The organism is Rhizobium viscosum (genome assembly GCF_014873945.1).
GTDB classification, from domain to species: domain Bacteria; phylum Pseudomonadota; class Alphaproteobacteria; order Rhizobiales; family Rhizobiaceae; genus Rhizobium; species Rhizobium viscosum.
Window position 1 is genome coordinate 3,390,315 of sequence record NZ_JADBEC010000001.1, and the last position, 18,319, is coordinate 3,408,633.

The 18,319-nt window shown below is 61.1% G+C and carries 15 protein-coding genes and 1 other RNA gene; 14 read left to right on the forward strand and 2 right to left on the reverse strand.

Going from position 1 to position 18,319, the window contains the following annotated elements; all coding sequences use genetic code 11:
• The first annotated feature begins 1 nt into the window (after position 1).
• The 14 genes from H4W29_RS16625 (at position 2) to murB (ending at position 15,896) form a co-directional block, all read left to right on the forward strand.
• A complete protein-coding gene (locus tag H4W29_RS16625) occupies positions 2–1,177 on the forward strand; it encodes an NAD(P)/FAD-dependent oxidoreductase (protein WP_192729884.1) in 1,176 nt (391 codons plus the stop codon).
• A 57-nt stretch (positions 1,178–1,234) separates the two neighbouring features.
• Positions 1,235–1,628: RNase P RNA component class A (gene rnpB / locus H4W29_RS16630), an RNA gene on the forward strand.
• Positions 1,629–2,058: 430 nt separating this feature from the next.
• Positions 2,059–2,496 carry a division/cell wall cluster transcriptional repressor MraZ gene (gene mraZ, locus H4W29_RS16635; RefSeq protein WP_246517201.1) on the forward strand — a complete coding sequence of 146 codons (438 nt, stop codon included), beginning with the start codon at positions 2,059–2,061 and terminating at the stop codon, positions 2,494–2,496.
• 17 nt (positions 2,497–2,513) lie between these two features.
• Positions 2,514–3,539: a 16S rRNA (cytosine(1402)-N(4))-methyltransferase RsmH gene (gene rsmH, locus H4W29_RS16640; protein ID WP_192729886.1), complete on the forward strand. Its 1,026-nt coding sequence runs from the start codon at positions 2,514–2,516 to the stop codon at positions 3,537–3,539.
• 1 nt (position 3,540) lies between these two features.
• On the forward strand, positions 3,541–3,981 hold the full coding sequence (ftsL, locus tag H4W29_RS16645; RefSeq protein WP_192729887.1) for a cell division protein FtsL: 441 nt from the start codon (positions 3,541–3,543) through the stop codon (positions 3,979–3,981).
• The gene (locus tag H4W29_RS16650; RefSeq protein ID WP_192729888.1) at positions 3,981–5,729 is read left to right on the forward strand and encodes a peptidoglycan D,D-transpeptidase FtsI family protein; all 1,749 of its coding nucleotides are present in this window, start codon (positions 3,981–3,983) and stop codon (positions 5,727–5,729) included. Before ftsL ends, H4W29_RS16650 begins: the two co-directional genes overlap by 1 nt.
• A gap of 64 nt (positions 5,730–5,793) precedes the next feature.
• Entirely contained in the window at positions 5,794–7,254 is a 1,461-nt protein-coding gene (locus H4W29_RS16655; protein WP_192729889.1) for a UDP-N-acetylmuramoyl-L-alanyl-D-glutamate--2,6-diaminopimelate ligase, read from the forward strand.
• A complete protein-coding gene (locus tag H4W29_RS16660; RefSeq protein WP_192729890.1) occupies positions 7,251–8,684 on the forward strand; it encodes a UDP-N-acetylmuramoylalanyl-D-glutamyl-2,6-diaminopimelate--D-alanyl-D-alanine ligase in 1,434 nt (477 codons plus the stop codon). The genes H4W29_RS16655 and H4W29_RS16660 overlap by 4 nt, the downstream gene beginning before the upstream one ends.
• A gap of 20 nt (positions 8,685–8,704) precedes the next feature.
• Positions 8,705–9,805 carry a phospho-N-acetylmuramoyl-pentapeptide-transferase gene (mraY, locus tag H4W29_RS16665; RefSeq protein WP_192729891.1) on the forward strand — a complete coding sequence of 367 codons (1,101 nt, stop codon included), beginning with the start codon at positions 8,705–8,707 and terminating at the stop codon, positions 9,803–9,805.
• 7 nt (positions 9,806–9,812) lie between these two features.
• On the forward strand, positions 9,813–11,225 hold the full coding sequence (murD, locus tag H4W29_RS16670; RefSeq protein WP_192729892.1) for a UDP-N-acetylmuramoyl-L-alanine--D-glutamate ligase: 1,413 nt from the start codon (positions 9,813–9,815) through the stop codon (positions 11,223–11,225).
• A 1-nt stretch (position 11,226) separates the two neighbouring features.
• The gene (ftsW, locus tag H4W29_RS16675) at positions 11,227–12,381 is read left to right on the forward strand and encodes a putative lipid II flippase FtsW (protein WP_007824016.1); all 1,155 of its coding nucleotides are present in this window, start codon (positions 11,227–11,229) and stop codon (positions 12,379–12,381) included.
• A 7-nt stretch (positions 12,382–12,388) separates the two neighbouring features.
• Positions 12,389–13,513, forward strand: coding sequence for an undecaprenyldiphospho-muramoylpentapeptide beta-N-acetylglucosaminyltransferase (murG, locus tag H4W29_RS16680; protein WP_192729893.1), 1,125 nt, complete (start codon positions 12,389–12,391; stop codon positions 13,511–13,513).
• Complete coding sequence (murC, locus tag H4W29_RS16685; protein ID WP_192729894.1) at positions 13,510–14,925, forward strand: UDP-N-acetylmuramate--L-alanine ligase; 1,416 nt, start codon at positions 13,510–13,512, stop codon at positions 14,923–14,925. The genes murG and murC overlap by 4 nt, the downstream gene beginning before the upstream one ends.
• Complete coding sequence (murB, locus tag H4W29_RS16690; RefSeq protein WP_192729895.1) at positions 14,922–15,896, forward strand: UDP-N-acetylmuramate dehydrogenase; 975 nt, start codon at positions 14,922–14,924, stop codon at positions 15,894–15,896. Before murC ends, murB begins: the two co-directional genes overlap by 4 nt.
• Before the next feature lie 3 nt (positions 15,897–15,899).
• Here the strand turns inward: murB and H4W29_RS16695 are convergent, their stop codons facing one another.
• Both H4W29_RS16695 and H4W29_RS16700 read right to left on the reverse strand, forming a co-directional pair.
• Positions 15,900–16,829, reverse strand: a complete 930-nt coding sequence (locus H4W29_RS16695; protein WP_192729896.1) for a UDP-glucose 4-epimerase family protein — start codon at positions 16,827–16,829, stop codon at positions 15,900–15,902.
• A 113-nt stretch (positions 16,830–16,942) separates the two neighbouring features.
• Entirely contained in the window at positions 16,943–18,253 is a 1,311-nt protein-coding gene (locus tag H4W29_RS16700) for an MFS transporter (protein WP_192729897.1), read from the reverse strand.
• Between the last annotated feature and the right edge of the window lie 66 nt (positions 18,254–18,319).

An 18,319-nucleotide genomic window follows, 5' to 3' on the forward strand; every position in this document is an offset into this window, starting at 1 on the left:
TATGGCAGTCGACTTCAGGTTCATCGTCATCGGCCGCGGCATGATGGGTGCAGCGGCCGCAAAGTATCTGGCACGCCGGACGGACGGCGTTGCCGTCATCGGTCCGGACGAGCCTGAAGACCGCAAGGCGCACGAAGGCGTCTTCGCCAGCCACTATGATGAAGGACGCATCACCCGCACCATCGATCCGGACCGCGACTGGGCCTTGCTCGCCAATCGCTCCATCGCCCGCTATGGCGGGATCGCCGAAGAAAGCGGCGTGGAGTTCTATACGGAAGCAGGCTGCCTCGCTGTGGGGCCTCCGGGTAGCGATTATCTTGCCGCCACGCAACGGGCTGCGACCTCGCTCGGCGTCGAGACGGCTTCTTTCGAGGGAGAAGGGCTGAAGAGACAATTTCCTTACTTCGATTTTCTTGCCGACAGTAACGGCATTTTCGAAGCGAAGGGAGCAGGGCATATCAGTCCGCGAAAGCTGGTAAAGGCGCAGTCGCTGCTTGCTGAAAAGGCAGGTGCGGCCGTCATCCGCGATCACGCCACTTCGATCCGAGAGGAAGGTGGGGCGGCTGTCGTCACGACTGATGGCGGCGACGTCTGGCGAGCCGAGAAAGTGCTGCTTGCAGCTGGTGGTTTTTCCATTTCGCAGAATCTCTTGCCGCAATCGGTTGATATGACGGTTTACGGGCGCACCGTGACCCTTTTCGAAGTAGCGGAAGAGGATGCGCATCGCTTTGCCGGCATGCCGTCGCTGATCCTCGATGCACCCGGCATCGATATCTACCTGCTGCCGCCGATCCGTTACTCCGATGGCAGGCTCTATCTGAAGATCGGCGGTGATCCGGACAATCTGGTGCTGAACAATGACAAGGACATGCGTGCGTGGTTCCGCACCGATGGGCGCGAAGTTGCGCGTGAACACTTCAAGGGTATCGTTGCACGCATCGTGCCGGAACTCGAGGCGCGGTCCATTTCGAGTGCATCCTGCGTGGTCTCCTATACGAAGAGCCGTTATCCGATGATCGGCTATACCGCTTCGCCGCATATTGCCGTCTTGACGGGCTGCATGGGAACATCTGCCAAGAGCTCCGACGAGGTCGGCAGGCTGGGAGCCGAACTCATTCTCGAAGGCAGAATCAAGGACCAGGGCTACGCCACGGATTTCGCACCTTATTTCCATTGAGCATGGTTCCCATATTTCGTTGGCATTTGCGTGCTTCCTCGTTTAAGGGAGCCCCTGCCAGTTGGCCGGGCAGCCGCGCTTTACCAATGCCGAAAGGCGGTAGGGTGAGGAAAGTCCGGGCTCCACGGAAACACGGTGCCGGATAACGTCCGGCGAGGGCGACCTCAGGGAAAGTGCCACAGAAAGCAAACCGCCCGTCATGACGGGTAAGGGTGAAAGGGTGGGGTAAGAGCCCACCGCATCTCCGGCAACGGATATGGCACGGTAAACCCCACCGGGAGCAAAACCGAATAGGGATGACGCGGTTGGCGAAAGCCTTCCGGCCTGTTTCTGGGTCAGTCATCCGGGTGGGTTGCGTGAGGCAGCGTGCAAGCGCTGTCCCAGATGAATGGCTGCCACGTTCCGGTTCGCCGGAGCCATACAGAACCCGGCTTACAGGCCAACTGGCGATTACCTTTTCCGGCGTCCGCTTTGCGGCAAAATCCGATTTTCTTGCTATCAAGCCATTGAAATGTCTGAAATGGGGGCAAGGTCTCGCGGGCCTAGTCTGGCCGGATTTCCCGTTCGCTCGGGGTACTTCGGGTGGTGTCTGAGAATCGCTTTCCTAACCCTTTGTTAAACTTAACGGCTTATAAATGTTTGATACTGCGCCCACCTCAAAATGGGCTCATCCCATTGACGCCCATATGGTCCCATGCTATCCCAAATGCGCACTGCATCAGGGCAATCATCTGCCCATCCATCGCAAAGCAAAGGCGTCTTCCGGATCGGAAGCGTCGGGAGGACCCTGGTTCTTTCGGCTTGCGTAGCTGTGCCTGACTTTGAGGGTTTCGGGTGGCTGAGGGCTTTCCGGGCTCTTTCGGAAACGGATGTTTCGTGTCATGAGCCGCTTCCTTTCGAATGCGACCAACAGGATCGATGCCAAGGGACGGGTTTCCGTGCCGGCGGCTTTTCGTTCCGTGCTGGCGCAGCGCAATATTCAGGAGGTTTATTGCTTCCAGGATTTTGTGTTTCCGGCGATCAGCGTCGGCGGTTCGGATCTTCTGGAAAGGTTCGAGCGGCAGATTGCGGCGGAAGATCCGTTTTCGCCGGATGCAAACGAGATGTCGCTTCTCATTCATGGGGGCGGGGTCTTCATGAAGCTCGACGCCGAGGGTCGGTTGATGGTCACGGATTTCATTCGCGACTTCACCGGTATTTCGGACGAGGTGACCTTCGTGGGTCGGGCGGATCACTTTCAGCTCTGGCAGCCGCAAGCATTCGCGGCCGCGCAGGCGCAGGCACGAGGGGAGCGCAAGCTGGCGGGCAAGCGTTCCTGAGCGAACGAGGGAACGGAATGGTGGCGAATCCTGGCGGAGGTTCAACTGAAGCCGGTGGCGGACCGGTTCGCCACATTCCGGTTCTTCTCAAGGAAGTGCTTGCGGCGCTGGAGCCTTCTTCCGGCAAGATCATTCTCGATGGCACCTTTGGCGCGGGCGGATACACGTCCGCCATTCTCGGTGCCGGTGCTGATGTGATCGCGCTCGATCGCGATCCGACGGCGATTGCGGCGGGCCAGGCACTCGTCGCCGCGCATGGCGGTCATCTCAAGCTCATCCATTCGCAGTTTTCGCAACTTGCCGATCATGCGCCTGATGGCGGGCTCGATGGTGTCGTGCTTGATATCGGCGTTTCCTCCATGCAGATCGATGAGGCCGAGCGCGGCTTCTCGTTTCAGAAGAGTGGCCCGCTCGACATGCGCATGTCGGCTGCGGGCGTTTCTGCCGCCGATGTCGTCAACCGCGCCAAGGTCGCCGATCTCATCCGGATATTCCACTATCTCGGCGAGGAAAATCAGGCGCCGCGCATCGCGCATGCCATCGAGAAGCATCGCGCCGAAAAACCCTTTGAGACGACGCGTGATCTTGCCGGCCTCATCGAACTGGTGACGCCACGCAAGATGAAGGACAAGATCCATCCGGCAACGCGCGTCTTCCAGGCGCTGCGCATCTTCGTCAATGACGAGCTCGGCGAATTGGCGCAGGCGCTGTTTGCCGCCGAGCGGGCGCTGAAGCCCGGCGGTCGCCTCGTCGTCGTCACCTTCCATTCACTGGAAGACCGTATCGTCAAGAAATTCTTCTCCGACCGCGCCGGCAAGGCGTCGGGTTCGCGACATCTGCCGATCGCGCATGAGCGCGCCGCGACCTTCGAGCCGGTCGGCAAGTCGATGGTTTCGGCCAGCGAAGAAGAGGCTCAGACCAATCCGCGCGCCCGCTCCGCCAAGCTGCGTGCCGGCCAGCGCACCGGCGCTCCCGCAGAAGCCGAAGACATGTCGCTCTTCGGATTCCCCAATCTTGCCAGCCTCGGAAAGCTTGGAGCTTGATATGCTGAGAACGTTCGATCTTGTACTCATCGGCATCATGACGGCGGCAGCCGCCGTCACTTACACGATCAAGCACCGCGCCGAGCTGAAGCTCGAGGAGGTCCATCGCCTCGAAGCGGAGATCAAGCTGGAGAAGGACACGATCGATCTCCTGAAGGCCGACTGGGCGCTGCAATCGCAGCCGAACCGGCTGGAGCGGCTGGTCAATGCCTATAACGGCGAGCTGCAGCTGCAGCCGACGGATTCGACATCGCTTGCCCATGCGCGCGAGCTGCCGATGCTGAAATCGCAGGTTCCGCCGCCTGACGTTACTGAAGCTAAGGCTGGGGATGCTAAGACTGGCGCCAAGTCTGTAGCTGCAGCCAAGTCACAGCCGATCCCGATGCCGGCGCCGCGCGAAACTGAGGACGCGGACCAGATCGAAACGGGGGCGGTGGAATAATGTCCTTTCTTTCCCGCATCATGGTGCTGAAGAGCCAGGCGCATTTTTCCGCCGGCGTCTACGACCGCTTCGGTGCACCCTCGGGCATGGCGATCGAAGGCTCGCGCAAGCGCAAGACCGGACAGGCCAGGAGCCGCGTCGGCCTGCTGATCGTCGGCTTTACCGCCCTCTATGCAGTCATCGGCGCCCGTATGGTCGAATATGGAATGAAGGAACCGGAATCGGTCTCGTCTATCCTGCCGCCTGATCGGCTGATGGCATCGCGCCCAGATATTGTCGACCGCAACGGCGAAATCCTGGCGACCGATATCCGTACTGTTTCGCTGTTTGCCGAGCCGAACAAGATTGTCGATACCGACGAGGCCGTCGAGAAGCTGCAGACGGTGCTTTCCGACCTCGATGTCAAGGACACCTACAAGAAGCTCTCGAACCGCACCTCACATTTCGCCTGGCTGCGCCGCCAGCTGACGCCGAAGCAGCAGAGCCAGATCCTGGCGCTTGGCATTCCCGGCATCGGTTTCCGTCCGGAAAAGCGCCGTTTCTATCCGGGTGGCGCGACGGCCGCGCATATCCTCGGTTATGTCAACATCGACAACCGCGGCGTTGCCGGCATGGAGAAATATATCGACGATCAGGGACTTGCCGATCTCGCCTCGGTCGGCATGACGAGCAACCAGCCGTTGGAGCCGGTGCGTCTTTCGATCGATGTGCGTGTGCAGGCGATCGTGCGCGATGTCGTTGTCAATGCCGTGGTCAACTACAAGGCCAAGGGGGCAGGGGCCGCAGTGCTCGACGCGCATACCGGCGAAGTGATTGCCATGGCGTCCGCGCCGGATTTCGATCCCAACAATCCGCAGGAAGGATCCAAGGACGGCTGGTTGAACCGCATGTCGAACGGCACGTTCGAAATGGGCTCCACCTTTAAGACCTTCTCGACCGCCATGGCGATCGATAGCGGCAAGGTTTCGCTGAAGGACAGTTTCGACGCCACCAATCCGATCCGTATCGGCGGCTTTACCATCAAAGACTTCCACGGCCAGCGCCGCTGGCTGACGGTTCCTGAGATCTTCGAATATTCCTCCAACATCGGCACGGCGCGAATGATCGATATCGTCGGCATGGAAATGCAGAAGGAATATCTGACGCGTCTCGGTCTGCTCACCAAGATGCAGACCGAACTGCCCGAAGTGAAGATGCCGAGCCAACCGCGCGTCTGGAAAAAGATCAACTCCATCACGATCTCCTTCGGCCATGGCGTGGCCACGACGCCGCTGCAGACGGCGGTTGCCGGTGCCGCGCTCATCAATGGGGGCAAGCTGATCGAGCCGACCTTCTTGCCGCGTAATCGCGAGCAGGCCGATGAAGTCGCCGAAATGGTCATCAAGAAAAGCACCAGCGACGATATCCGCTATCTCTTCAAGCTGAATGGTGTGAAAGGCTCCGGCCGCAACGCCGATGTGCCGGGGTTTCATGTCGGCGGCAAGACCGGCACGGCCGACAAGGTCGTCAACGGTCGCTACGCCAACAACCTGAATTTCAACGCTTTTCTGGCGGCTTTCCCGATCGACAATCCGAAATATGTGGTGCTGACCTTCTGCGACGAACCGCTTGACGGCGAGCAGCATCAGCGTATCGCCGCCTATACGGCAGCACCCATGGTCAAGAACATCGTGCGCCGCGCAGCCCCCATCCTCGGTGTCGAGCCGGAATTTGGCGAAGACGGCTCGGCCTTGTTGGTGTCTTATTGAGTGTGAATCAATGTCGGTGTCGATTCGTAAGGGGCGATCGACCTGAACCAGAAAAGTGCATTCGATGAAATTGCGGGACCTCGCCGGAAATGCGTTTCCGGAACTCAAAGCTGAACTTGAAGGACCGGCCGGGGCGCTGGATATAACGGGATTGTCTTCCGACAGCCGAAAGATCATACCCGGAATGGCTTTCGTGGCGATTGCCGGTTCCAAGGCTGATGGTGCGGGCTTCATCGCCGATGCGGTTGCAAAAGGTGCTGCCGTTGTCGTCGCATCACATGCGGCTGAGACTTCCGTACCGGTTCTGGTCGTTTCCGAGCCGCGGCGTTTTCTCTCTGTTGCCGCCTCGCATTTCTACGGCCGTCAGCCGGAGACGATGGTTGCGGTGACGGGCACTGCCGGCAAGACTTCGGTTGCCTCCTTCGTCAGGCAGATCTGGGCGCATGCCGGCCACGCGGCCGCCATGATCGGCACGACCGGTGTCATCTCGCCGACGCGCAATGAATATGGCTCGCTGACGACGCCTGATACCGTATCGCTGCACGAGCTGCTCGCCGAACTCGCCGATGAAGGCGTCACACATGCCTCGATGGAGGCTTCCAGCCACGGCCTGGACCAGTATCGCCTCGACGGCGTGAAGCTCGCGGCCGCCGCCTTCACCAATCTCGGCCGCGACCACATGGACTACCATCCGACGGTCGAAGACTATATGGCAGCGAAGATGCATCTCTTCGATCGGGTGCTGCCGAAGGGCTCGCCCGCTATCATCTTCGCCGACGATCCGTGGTCGGAGCAGGCAATCAAGGCGGCGACAGCTGCCGGCCACGATGTGCGCACGGTTGGGCGCAAGGGTGCCTATCTGACGCTGAAGCGTGTCGAGCATTTCCGTCACAAGCAGGTCGCGGAAGTTCATGCCGAAGGCGAGATCTTCGAAGTCGATATTCCGCTTGCCGGGGATTTCCAGATCGCCAATGCGCTGGTTGCTGCGGCACTTGCCATGTCGACCGGCGTTCCGGCAAAGGTTGCGATGGCGGCACTCGAAAAGCTGCAGGGCGCTTCCGGCCGTCTTGAGCTGGTCGGTCATACCAAGGACGGCGCGCTCGCCTATGTCGATTACGCCCACAAGCCGGACGCGCTGGAAAATGTGCTAAACTCGGTGCGTCCGTTCACGACGGGGCGCGTCATCGTCGTTTTCGGCTGCGGCGGCGACCGCGACCGTGGCAAGCGGCCGATCATGGGCGAAATCGCCTGCCGGCTTGCCGACGTCGTGATCGTTACCGATGATAATCCGCGCTCGGAAGAGCCGGCTGCGATCCGCTCCCAGATCATGGCGGCGGCGAAATGCGCTTCCGAGATCGGTGACCGCGCGCAGGCGATCCGCGAGGCGGTTCTGCAGTTGAAATCCGGCGATACGCTGATCGTCGCCGGCAAGGGACATGAAGAGGGGCAGACGGTCGGTAGCGTTACGCTGCCGTTTTCCGATCATGCCGAAGTGCGCAAGGCTTTGGAGGAGCGGGTACCATGAACTGGCTCTGGACCACCGAAGACATGATCGCCGCGATGGCGGGCCGTCCGTTCGGCTCGCTGCCGCAGGGTATTACCGGCATTTCCATCGACAGCCGCTCGATTGCGCCAGGTGAAGCCTTCTTCGCGATCAAGGGCGACCGGGTCGACGGGCATGATTTTGCCTCGATGGCGGTGGCAAACGGTGCGTCCTTGCTCGTTGTCAGCGAAGGCCGCCTGCCGGCGATGGGTCGCCTGACCGTGCCGATGATTGTGGTCGAGGATGTGCTTGCGGCACTCGGCAAGCTGGGACAGGCATCGCGCGAGCGTTCGCGCGCGAAGATCATCGCCGTCACCGGCTCGGTCGGCAAGACGACGACGAAGGAAATGCTGCGCCATGTACTGTCTCCCTCCGGCAAGGTGCATGCATCCGTTGCTTCCTTCAACAATCACTGGGGCGTGCCGCTGACCTTGGCACGCATGCCGATCGACACCTATTTCGGCGTGTTCGAGGTCGGCATGAACCATCCGGACGAGATCCGGCCGCTGGTGAAGATGATCCGACCTCACGTCGCGGTCGTCACGACAATCGCGCCGGCCCATCTCGGCAATTTCCAGAACGTTCAGGAAATCGCCGCTGCAAAGGCGGAGATCTTCGAGGGGCTGGAGCCGGGCGGCGACGTCGTGCTCAACCGCGACAACGATCAGTTCAATTTCCTGGAGCAGGCTGCCCAGTCGCTCGGTATCACCAGGATCCATTCCTTCGGCCAGCACGCCAAGGCGGAGTTCCGACTCGCTGAATTCAACGGCTCGGACGAAAGCTCGACGCTCTGGATGACTGTTGGAGGCGATACCAAGGAAGTGCGCATCGGCGCACCTGGACGCCATATCGCTGAGAATGCGCTGGCTGCATTGGGCGTCGTGACGATCGTCGGCGCCAGCCTCGACAAGGCAATCGACGCGCTTGCGACGCTGAAGCCGGAAAAGGGCAGAGGCAAGCGTTACAGGCTTCCGATCGGCAACGGCAGCTTCACACTGATCGACGAGAGCTATAACGCCAATCCGGCCTCCATGCGCGCGGCGATCGCGCTGCTTGCGACAGCCGAGCCGATCGGCCGGGGGCGCCGTATCGCCGTGCTCGGCGACATGCTGGAAATGGGCGAATTTGCCGAGCAGGTACATGCAGATCTTGCCGGCCCGCTGCTTGCCGCCGGTCTCGAACATGTCTGGCTCGCAGGGCCCGAGATGGTGGCGCTGAAGGAATCGCTTCCCGATAGCGTCGCGGTCGAGCATCGCGAGACGACGGAAGAACTGCTGGAATTCGTATCGAACTCGGTCGCGCCTGGCGACGTGTTGATGGTGAAGTCGTCTCTGGGGATCGGTTTCGGCAAGATTGTCGCCGCGCTCCTTGACAAGTACCCGCCAGTTTCAGACACGCAACGCGAACCGTGATCGGGTAAAAGGGGCCTTGAATGCTGATTTGGCTAGTTGAACTGTCGGAATATTTCAAATTTCTGAATTTGTTCAGGTACATTACCTTCCGGGCGGGTGCCGCTCTCTTTACCTCCGCTCTGATCGTCTTCCTCTTCGGGCCAACTATCATCAACTCGCTGCGCATCCGGCAGGGTAAGGGCCAGCCGATTCGCGCCGACGGGCCGCAAACGCATTTCAAGAAGGCCGGTACGCCAACCATGGGCGGCCTGATGATCCTTGCCGGCATCGTCGGCGCGTCGCTGCTCTGGGCCGATCTTTCCAATGTCTATGTTGTCGCAACATTACTGGTGACGCTCGGCTTCGGCGCCATCGGTTTCTATGACGATTACCTCAAGGTCACCAAGCAGAGCCACAAGGGCTTTTCGGGCAAGGCGCGTCTCGGCATCGAGTTCATCATTGCCGGCATTGCCGTCTATTTCATGATGCGCACGGCGCTCGTCTCGGGTCCGGCAGGCTCCACCTTCGGCTCCTCGATTGCATTCCCCTTCTTCAAGGACTTCCTGATCAATATCGGCATCATGTTCGTCGTCTTCGGCGGCTTCGTCATCGTCGGCGCCGGCAATGCCGTAAACCTGACCGATGGCCTCGACGGCCTTGCCATCGTACCGGTCATGATTGCCGCCGCCGCCTTCGGCATCATCGCCTATCTCGCCGGTAATGCGGTCTTTGCGAATTACCTGCAGATCAATTTCGTGCCCGGTACCGGCGAGCTTGCCGTCGTGCTCGGCGCCGTTATCGGCGCGGGCCTCGGCTTCCTTTGGTTCAACGCCCCTCCGGCGGCGATCTTCATGGGGGATACCGGGTCGCTGGCGCTCGGCGGCACGATCGGCACGGTTGCTGTTGCCACCAAGCATGAGATCGTCATGGCGATCGTCGGCGGCCTGTTCGTCATGGAGACCCTCTCGGTCATCATCCAGGTCGGCTTCTTCAAGATGACTGGCCGGCGCGTCTTCCTCATGGCGCCGATCCACCACCATTTCGAAAAGAAGGGCTGGACGGAGAGCCAGGTGGTGATCCGTTTCTGGATCATTGCCGTCGGCCTTGCCATGCTCGGCCTCTCCACCCTGAAGCTGCGGTGAGGCGGTCATGATCCCGGTCACGACGCTTGCAGGAAAGAAGGTCGCTCTCTTCGGTCTCGGCGGCTCAGGTCTGGCCACGGCCAAGGCGCTCGTCGCCGGTGGCGCCGATGTCACGGCCTGGGACGACAATCCTGACAGCGTCGCCAAGGCTGCGGCAGAGGGCATCACCTCTGCCGATCTGCATACAATCGACTGGAGCGCGCAGGCGCTCTTCGTGCTTTCACCCGGCGTGCCGCTTACCCATCCGAAGCCGCACTGGACCGTTGATCTCGCGCGTGCTGCCGGCGTCGATATCGTCGGCGATGTCGAACTCTTCGTGCGCGAGCGCAGGGCGCATGCTCCCGATTGCCCCTTCATCGCGATCACGGGGACTAACGGCAAATCGACGACGACGGCGCTGATTGCCCATATCCTCAAATCGAGTGGCCGCGACACACAGCTCGGCGGCAATATCGGCACGGCCGTGCTGACGCTGGATCCGCCGAAGAGTGAGCGCTATTTCGTCGTCGAATGCTCTTCCTACCAGATCGATCTTTCGCCGACGCTCAATCCTTCGGCCGGCATCCTGCTCAACCTGACACCCGACCACCTCGATCGGCACGGCACGATGCAGCACTATGCCGATGTGAAGGAACGGCTGGTCGCCGGCAGCGATGTCGCTGTTGTCGGCGTCGATGATAGCCATTCGGCGCTGATTGCCGACCGCATCGAGCGGGCAGGGGTGAGGGTTATCAGGATCTCCCGCCGCAATGTCCTGGCCGATGGTATTTATGCCGAAGGCACGAAGCTCATCCAGGCAGCGAGTGGCGCCATGCTGCCCTTCGTCGATCTCGACGGCATCCAGACGCTGCGCGGCAGCCACAATGCGCAGAACGCTGCTGCCGCGGTCGCCGCCTGCCTTGCGGTGGGTATCTCCGCCGAGGACATCCGTGCGGGGCTGGCATCCTTCCCTGGCCTCAAGCATCGCATGCAGCCGGTCGGCCGGCGCGGCAATGTCGTCTTCGTTAACGATTCCAAGGCGACGAATGCGGATGCTGCAGCTCCGGCACTTTCGAGCTACAACAGGATCTACTGGATTGCCGGCGGATTGCCGAAGGCTGGCGGTATTACGACGCTTGCGCCCTATTTCCCCCGCATCGCAAAAGCCTATCTGATCGGTGAGGCGGCGGCGGAATTTGCAGCGACGCTCGGCGAGGCGGCACCCTATGAGATATCAGGCACGCTTGAGCGCGCCGTGGCACATGCGGCAGCTGACGCCGAAAAGGATGAAACCGGCCCCGCGGCCGTGATGTTATCCCCGGCTTGCGCAAGCTTCGACCAGTATAAGAACTTCGAAGTCAGGGGTGATGCCTTTGTCGGCCATGTGGCCGCCCTTGACGGCGTGACGATGCTGATCAATTCGGCAACAGGAGGCAAATGACATGGTGAGCCGCGCGGAACGTGGAGCATTGGCCGATTGGTTCTGGACCATCGACCGCTTTTTCCTGGCCTTGTTCCTCTTCCTGATGGGCATCGGCTTCATGCTCTCCTTTGCGGCTTCGCCGGCGGTTGCCGAGCGTATCGGCCTGGAGCCCTTCCACTTCGTCAAGCGCCACGCCGCCTTCATGATCCCGTCGATTGCGGTCATGCTTGGCCTCTCCTTCCTGACGCCGCGGCAGGTGCGGCGCACCGCAATCATCCTGCTGATCGTGGCACTCGCAATGATGCTGCTAGTGCTGTTCTTCGGCCAGGAAGTGAAGGGCGGCAGGCGATGGATCTGGATCGCCGGCCTTTCCATCCAGCCGTCGGAATTCATGAAGCCGGCCTTCGTCGTGGTCTGCGCCTGGCTCTTTGCCGAACATGCGCGCCAGCCGGAGATACCGGGCAATCTCTTCGCCATCATCCTGTTCGGTATCGTCGTCGCTCTGCTCGTGGCGCAGCCTGACCTTGGTCAAACGATCCTGACGACGGCCGTCTGGGGCGGCATGTTTTTCATGGCTGGAATGCCTTGGCTCTGGATCATCGTACTGGGTGTCGGCGGTGCCGGCGGCCTTGTGACCGCCTATTACGTTTTTCCGCACGTGGCGGGCCGAATAGACAAGTTCCTTACCGGCGAAGGCGATACGTTTCAGATCGATACCGCCCGCGAGGCGATTATCCGAGGTGACTGGTTCGGGCAGGGGCCGGGCGAAGGCATCGTCAAGCGCATCATTCCGGATGCGCATACCGACTTCATCTTTTCGGTCGCGGCCGAGGAATTCGGCATCGTCTTCTGCATCGCACTCGTTGTCATCTTCACTGTGCTGGTGCTGCGCGGCCTGTCGCATGCCTATCGCGAACGCAACGACTTCAATCGCTTTGCCGTCGCCGGCCTCGTGCTGCAGATGGGTATTCAGTCGATCATCAATATCGGCGTCAATCTCGAACTGCTGCCGGCCAAGGGCATGACGCTGCCGCTGATTTCCTACGGCGGTTCGTCGATGGTGGCGATCTGCGTGACGGCCGGCTTCATTCTGGCGCTGACGCGCCATCGCCCGGAAAAACGTGCGCAGGATCGGAGCCTCTTCCGAGTGCCGCACGGCATGCCGGCGGAGTAAGGGTATTATGAGCAAGGGCATCGTCCTTCTTGCTGCCGGGGGAACCGGCGGCCACGTCTTTCCGGCAGAGGCGCTTGCCTTCAAGCTGAGGGAGCGCGGCTATTCCGTGCATCTCGTCACCGACAGCCGCGCCGAGCGCTATGCCGGCAAGTTTCCGGCCGACGAGATCCATGTCGTGCCGTCGGCAACGATCGGTTCGAAGAACCCTGTGGCGGTTGCCCGTTCTCTATGGAAGCTCTGGACGGGGATGCGCGCCGCAAAGCGGCTGATCCAGCGGTTGAAGCCGGTGATCGTCGTCGGCTTCGGCGGTTATCCGACCGTGCCGCCGCTGCTTGCCGCCGCTCGGCTCGGTGTGCCCTCCATGCTGCATGAGCAAAATGCCGTCATGGGTCGTGCCAACAAGGCGCTTGCGCCGCGGGTCAGGGCGATTGCCGGCGGCTTCCTGCCCGAGAGCGGCGGCACGTTTTCCGACAAGACGATCGCGACCGGCAATCCAGTGCGGCCGGCCATCCTTGCCGCGGCCGAACAGCCTTACATGCCGTCGCATCCGGGCGAGGATTTCAATCTTGTCGTCTTCGGCGGCAGCCAGGGCGCGCAATATTTCTCCAAGGCGATGCCGACGGCGATCAGCCTGCTCGACGATGCGCTGCGCGCGCGGCTCAGGGTGACCCAACAAGTTCGGCCGGAGGATATGGAGACGGTGCGCGGCTGCGTGGTGCAGCTGCAGATGGCTGCGGATATTGCACCGTTTTTCAACGACATGGCGGAGCGTCTTGCCAAAGCGCATCTGGTCATCTGCCGCTCCGGCGCCTCGACGGTTTCAGAGATCTCGGTCATCGGCCGTCCAGCCGTGCTGGTGCCTTATCCGCATGCGCTGGACCACGATCAGGCGGCCAATGCGGCGGCGCTGGCAGCGGCCGGCGGAGCCAAGGTGATCGCCCAATCCGAGCTTTCGCCCGAGCGTATCGCCTCTATCCTGACGCATGTCATGAACGATCCGGAAAAGCTCGCCAGCATGGCGGCTGCCGCCAAGCTCGCGGGAAAACCTGATGCAGCGAACTTGCTTGCCGACATGGTTGAGGCTATTGCCGCCGGTAAGACAGTTGCAGAATTCAAGGGGGCATGCGCATGAAGCTGCCAAAGGCGATCGGCCTTGTCCATTTCATCGGCATCGGCGGTATCGGCATGAGCGGTATCGCCGAGGTGCTGCATAATCTCGGTCACAGGGTACAGGGATCGGATCAGTCCGACAGCGCCAACGTTCAGCGCCTGCGCGACAAGGGCATCGAAGTCTTTGTCGGCCATAGGGCGGAAAACCTCGGCGATGCCGAAGTCGTCGTCGTGTCGACCGCGATCAAGAAGAGCAATCCGGAACTCATTGCTGCACGCGAGAAGCTCCTGCCGGTCGTGCGCCGCGCTGAAATGCTGGCCGAGCTGATGCGCTTCCGCAATGCGATTGCCATCGGCGGCACGCATGGCAAGACGACGACCACTTCGCTTGTTGCCACGCTGCTCGAAGCCGGAGGGCTGGATCCGACCGTCATCAATGGCGGCATCATCAATGCCTACGGCACGAATGCGCGCATGGGCGAGGGCGAGTGGATGGTGGTCGAGGCGGACGAATCCGACGGCACCTTCCTGAAGCTGCCGGCCGATGTGGCCGTCGTGACCAATATCGATCCTGAGCATCTGGATCATTACGGCAATTTCGACGCCGTTCGCGCCGCCTTCCGGCAATTTGTCGAGAATGTTCCTTTCTACGGCTTCGGCGTCATGTGCCTCGACCATCCCGAGGTTCAGGCGCTGGTCAGCCGGATCGAAGACCGCAAGGTCATCACCTACGGCGAGAATCCGCAGGCCGATGTGCGCTTCATGAATGTGCGTATCGATGGCACGCGCTCGATCTTCGACGTTGAAATCCGCCGCCGCCGCACCGGCGAAGTCATCAGGCTCGACGATCTCGTCATGCCGATGCCCGGCCGTCACAACATCTCGAATGCCACCGCGGCCATCGCCGTCGCCAACCGCCTCGGCATGTCCCGCGAGGATATCGCCAAAGGGCTTGCCTCTTTCGGCGGCGTAAAGCGGCGCTTCACGCTGACCGGCGAATGGAACGGCGTGCAGATCTTCGACGATTACGGTCATCACCCGGTCGAGATCAAGGCGGTGCTGCGCGCCGCCCGCGAGGCCTGCAAGGGCCGTATCATCGCGGTGCACCAGCCTCACCGCTATACCCGCCTGTCGAGCCTGTTCGAGGAATTTGCCGCCTGCTTCAATGATGCCGATAGTATTTTTATCGCGCCTGTTTATGCAGCGGGCGAGGATGCGATCGAGGGCGCGGAATCGGAATCGCTGGTTTCCCGCATCAAATCGGGTGGTCATCGCGATGCGCGCTTCCTTCCTTCGGCGGAAGCTCTACCGCAGATGGTAGCAGAAATTGCAAAACCCGGGGACTTTGTAGTTCTGTTGGGTGCTGGTAGCATTACATATTGGGCAGCGGCGCTGCCGAAGCAGTTGCAAGACCTTTCAGGAAAATCCGCATGAAACAGGTTAATGGGGAAAAGCTACTTGCCTCTCTCGGAGAAGGCGTAAAGGACATTCGCGGTCGACTGACGCCGGATGCCCCCATGGACCGCGTCACCTGGTTCCACGCCGGCGGTCTGGCAGAGCTGATGTTCCAGCCGCACGACGAGGACGATCTCATCGCCTTCCTGAAGATCCTGCCGGATGAAGTTCCGCTGACGGTGGTCGGCGTCGGCTCGAACATCCTGGTACGCGATGGCGGAATTCCGGGCGTCGTGCTGCGCCTGTCGGCCAAGGGCTTCGGCTTTGTCGAACTCGCCGGCGAAAACCGCATTCTCGCCGGCGCCATCTGCCCGGACAAGCATGTGGCCGCCATGGCGATGGACAACGGCATCGGCGGATTTGCTTTCTATTATGGCATTCCAGGCGGCATCGGTGGTGCCGCCCGCATGAATGCCGGCGCCAATGGATCCGAGACGAAGGATCGCGTCGTCGAGGTCCGCGCGATCGACCGCAAGGGCAACAAACACGTGCTGACGAATGCCGAGATGGGCTATTCCTATCGCCATTCCGATGCTGCCGATGATCTGATCTTCACCTCAGTGCTGTTCGAGGGCTATCCCGACGATCGCGCCAAGATCCGCGCCGAGATGGATGCCGTGCGCAATCACCGGGAGACGGTGCAGCCGATTCGTGAAAAGACCGGTGGTTCGACCTTCAAGAATCCCGAGGGGCATTCGGCGTGGAAGCTGATCGACGAGGCGGATTGCCGCGGTCTCGTCATCGGCAGCGCGCAGATGTCGTCGCTTCACTGCAACTTCATGATCAACATGGGGCAGGCGACGGGTTACGATCTCGAATATCTCGGCGAAGAAGTGCGTCGCAAGGTTTTCGAGACGGCGGGCATCAAGCTCGAATGGGAAATCAAGCGTCTCGGTCTCTTCATGCCCGGCCGCGAGGTTCGCCCTTTCCAGGGTGTCACGACAGAGTAAGCGCTATTTTACTGCAAGCCTTAAACCTTCGCGCGGCGTCACGATGGGCGACCAGCCCAGCACGTCGCGCGCATGGGATATATCGACCTGCAGCGAGCCGCAGAGGCGCTGATAGACGGCTTCCTTTCCCGTGATCCTGGCCGCCATGTGTATCAGGGAAGGCGGGAAGGGGAGAAGTGCCGGTCTGACACCGAGCCCTGCGGCGATACCCTCGATCAACGCAGGCGTCGAGAGATCTTCCCCATCGCCCGCAAGGAAGGTTTCGCCTGCGGCAGCCGGATGCTGCATGCAGGTGATGATCAGGTCGACGAGGTTCTGAACCGCGACCAGCGTGCGGTGGTTCTTCAGCGAGGCGAAGGGCAGGGGCAGCTTCTTGCGGACAAGGGCGACGAGCAGGGCGAAGTTACCGCGTGCACCTGGGCCGTAGACAAGCGGCGGGCGAATGACGACGACCTCCATGCCGGTGCGGGCGGCGATCTCCCGGAGGCCGATTTCGCTTTCCATTTTCGAAATGCCGTAGGGATCGATCGGCTTCGGCGCGTCATCGTGCCTGAACGGCCGGTCGTTTTCTTCGCCGTTGACCTTGATGGTGCTGATGAAGACGAAACGCTTCACGCCGGCGCGGGCTGCCTGTTCGGCAAGATTGAGCGTGGAGGCAGTGTTGACCCGGCGGAAATCCGCCAGCGGATCAGCCGAGCGATCGTTCATCATGTGAACGCGGGCAGCAAGATGGACGATGGCATCGACGCCTTCGAGTGCTGCAGTCCAATCAGTCTTCTCGGTGATCTCGATTGGGAAATGCCTGATATCAGGCGGGAAGGCTGATATCGGGGATCGGGTCGTAACCGCCACGTCGCAGATCCGCTCCCTGTACAGCCGTTCGACAAGAGGAGCGCCGACGAAGCCGGCTGCGCCGGTGACGAGGCATCGCATGATCTTCTCCCTGTTCCGCCCGTGGAGGTCTTCGCTAACCGGAAGTATCACGCGCATCAATAGAAAAAGGCCGCGACGGCAAGCGTCGCGGCCTCTCGCTTAGATTCAGTGGTTCAGACTTCTTCTCGGCCCGACAGCCGGATGCAGATCAGCGAGATCGCAGCCGAGGCGGCGAGGTAGTAGCCGACATAGTTGAGGCTGTAGTTGGTCGCGAGCCAGGTGGCGATATAGGGAGCGAGCGAAGCCCCGAAGATGCCGCCGAGGTTGAAGGTCATCGAGGCGCCGGTGTAGCGCACCATGGTCGGGAAGGGGGCAGCGAGCGCTGCGCCGATCGGACCATAGGTGAAGCCCATCAGGCCGAGGCCGATGATCGAGCACATGAAGGCGCCGGTCAGGCCCGCCGTCAGCAGGCTTGCGTAGAAAAAGCCGAAGATCGCAATGGCGATCGTCGTCAGGCTCAGGATCAGGCGACGCGAATAGCGATCCGATAGCCAGCCGGAGAGCGGGATCGTCAGGCCGAAGAAGACGACGCCGACGAGTTGGACGACCAGGAACTGCTCGCGCGAATAGCCGAGCCCGCCCTTTTCCAGGGGTGTGGTGCCCCAGGACAGCGTGAAGACCGTCATCAGGTAGAAGAGCACGAAGGTGGCGACGGCGATGAAGGTGCCGAGAATCAGGCTGCGCAGATGACCGCGGAAGACGGTGGCGACCGGAACGGCGACGCGCTCGTGCTTTTCGACAGCCTTCTGAAATTCCGGCGTTTCAGCGATCTTCAGGCGAACATAGAGACCGACGGCGACGAGCGCGAGGCTGGCAATGAAGGGAATGCGCCAGCCATAGGTGAGGAAGTCCTCGTTGCTCATGGTTTCCGCCAGGATCAGGAAGAAGCCGGAGGAGAGAATGAAGCCGATCGGCGCACCGAGCTGCGGGAACATGGCATACCAGCTGCGCCTGCCGGGAGGAGCGTTTTCTGTTGCGAGCAGCACGGCGCCGCCCCATTCGCCGCCGAGGCCAAGGCCCTGGCCGAAGCGGCAAAGTGCCAGCAGCAGCGGCGCGGCGATGCCGATCGCGTCGTAGCCCGGCAGAATGCCGATCACCACGGTCGACAGGCCCATGGTCATCAGGGCTGCCACCAGCGTCGCCTTGCGGCCGACCTTGTCGCCGAAATGACCGAAGACCACGGCGCCGAAGGGGCGGGCGAAGAAGGCGATAGAGAAAGTGACGAGGGATTGCAGCAGCGCAGAGGTCGGATCGCTGGACGGGAAGAAGAGGTGCGGGAAAACGAGGACGGCTGCCGTCGCATAGACGTAGAAATCGAAGAATTCGATCGTGGTGCCGATGAGGCTCGCGATCAGGACGCGTGCGGGGGAATTGACTTGCGTGCTGCTCGAAGGGCTCGGCGATACGGAGATCGCTTCTGTCATGTTCATTCCAATCAGTATTTTTATCGATTTGCTTGGGAGGTGTCGCTCTTAACGCAATTTTAAGGC

What these genes read in the sequence shown, in the direction of transcription:
- murG (WP_192729893.1), top strand. Translation starts at nt 12,389, where the DNA reads ATGAGCAAGGGCATCGTCCTTCTTGCTGCCGGGGGAACCGGCGGCCAC.
- mraZ (WP_246517201.1), top strand. Translation starts at nt 2,059, where the DNA reads ATGAGCCGCTTCCTTTCGAATGCGACCAACAGGATCGATGCCAAGGGA.
- H4W29_RS16695 (WP_192729896.1), bottom strand. Translation starts at nt 16,829, where the DNA reads ATGCGATGCCTCGTCACCGGCGCAGCCGGCTTCGTCGGCGCTCCTCTT.
- murD (WP_192729892.1), top strand. Translation starts at nt 9,813, where the DNA reads ATGATCCCGGTCACGACGCTTGCAGGAAAGAAGGTCGCTCTCTTCGGT.
- H4W29_RS16700 (WP_192729897.1), bottom strand. Translation starts at nt 18,253, where the DNA reads ATGACAGAAGCGATCTCCGTATCGCCGAGCCCTTCGAGCAGCACGCAA.
- ftsW (WP_007824016.1), top strand. Translation starts at nt 11,227, where the DNA reads ATGGTGAGCCGCGCGGAACGTGGAGCATTGGCCGATTGGTTCTGGACC.
- rsmH (WP_192729886.1), top strand. Translation starts at nt 2,514, where the DNA reads ATGGTGGCGAATCCTGGCGGAGGTTCAACTGAAGCCGGTGGCGGACCG.
- H4W29_RS16650 (WP_192729888.1), top strand. Translation starts at nt 3,981, where the DNA reads ATGTCCTTTCTTTCCCGCATCATGGTGCTGAAGAGCCAGGCGCATTTT.
- H4W29_RS16625 (WP_192729884.1), top strand. Translation starts at nt 2, where the DNA reads ATGGCAGTCGACTTCAGGTTCATCGTCATCGGCCGCGGCATGATGGGT.
- murC (WP_192729894.1), top strand. Translation starts at nt 13,510, where the DNA reads ATGAAGCTGCCAAAGGCGATCGGCCTTGTCCATTTCATCGGCATCGGC.
- H4W29_RS16655 (WP_192729889.1), top strand. Translation starts at nt 5,794, where the DNA reads ATGAAATTGCGGGACCTCGCCGGAAATGCGTTTCCGGAACTCAAAGCT.
- murB (WP_192729895.1), top strand. Translation starts at nt 14,922, where the DNA reads ATGAAACAGGTTAATGGGGAAAAGCTACTTGCCTCTCTCGGAGAAGGC.
- H4W29_RS16660 (WP_192729890.1), top strand. Translation starts at nt 7,251, where the DNA reads ATGAACTGGCTCTGGACCACCGAAGACATGATCGCCGCGATGGCGGGC.
- mraY (WP_192729891.1), top strand. Translation starts at nt 8,705, where the DNA reads ATGCTGATTTGGCTAGTTGAACTGTCGGAATATTTCAAATTTCTGAAT.
- ftsL (WP_192729887.1), top strand. Translation starts at nt 3,541, where the DNA reads ATGCTGAGAACGTTCGATCTTGTACTCATCGGCATCATGACGGCGGCA.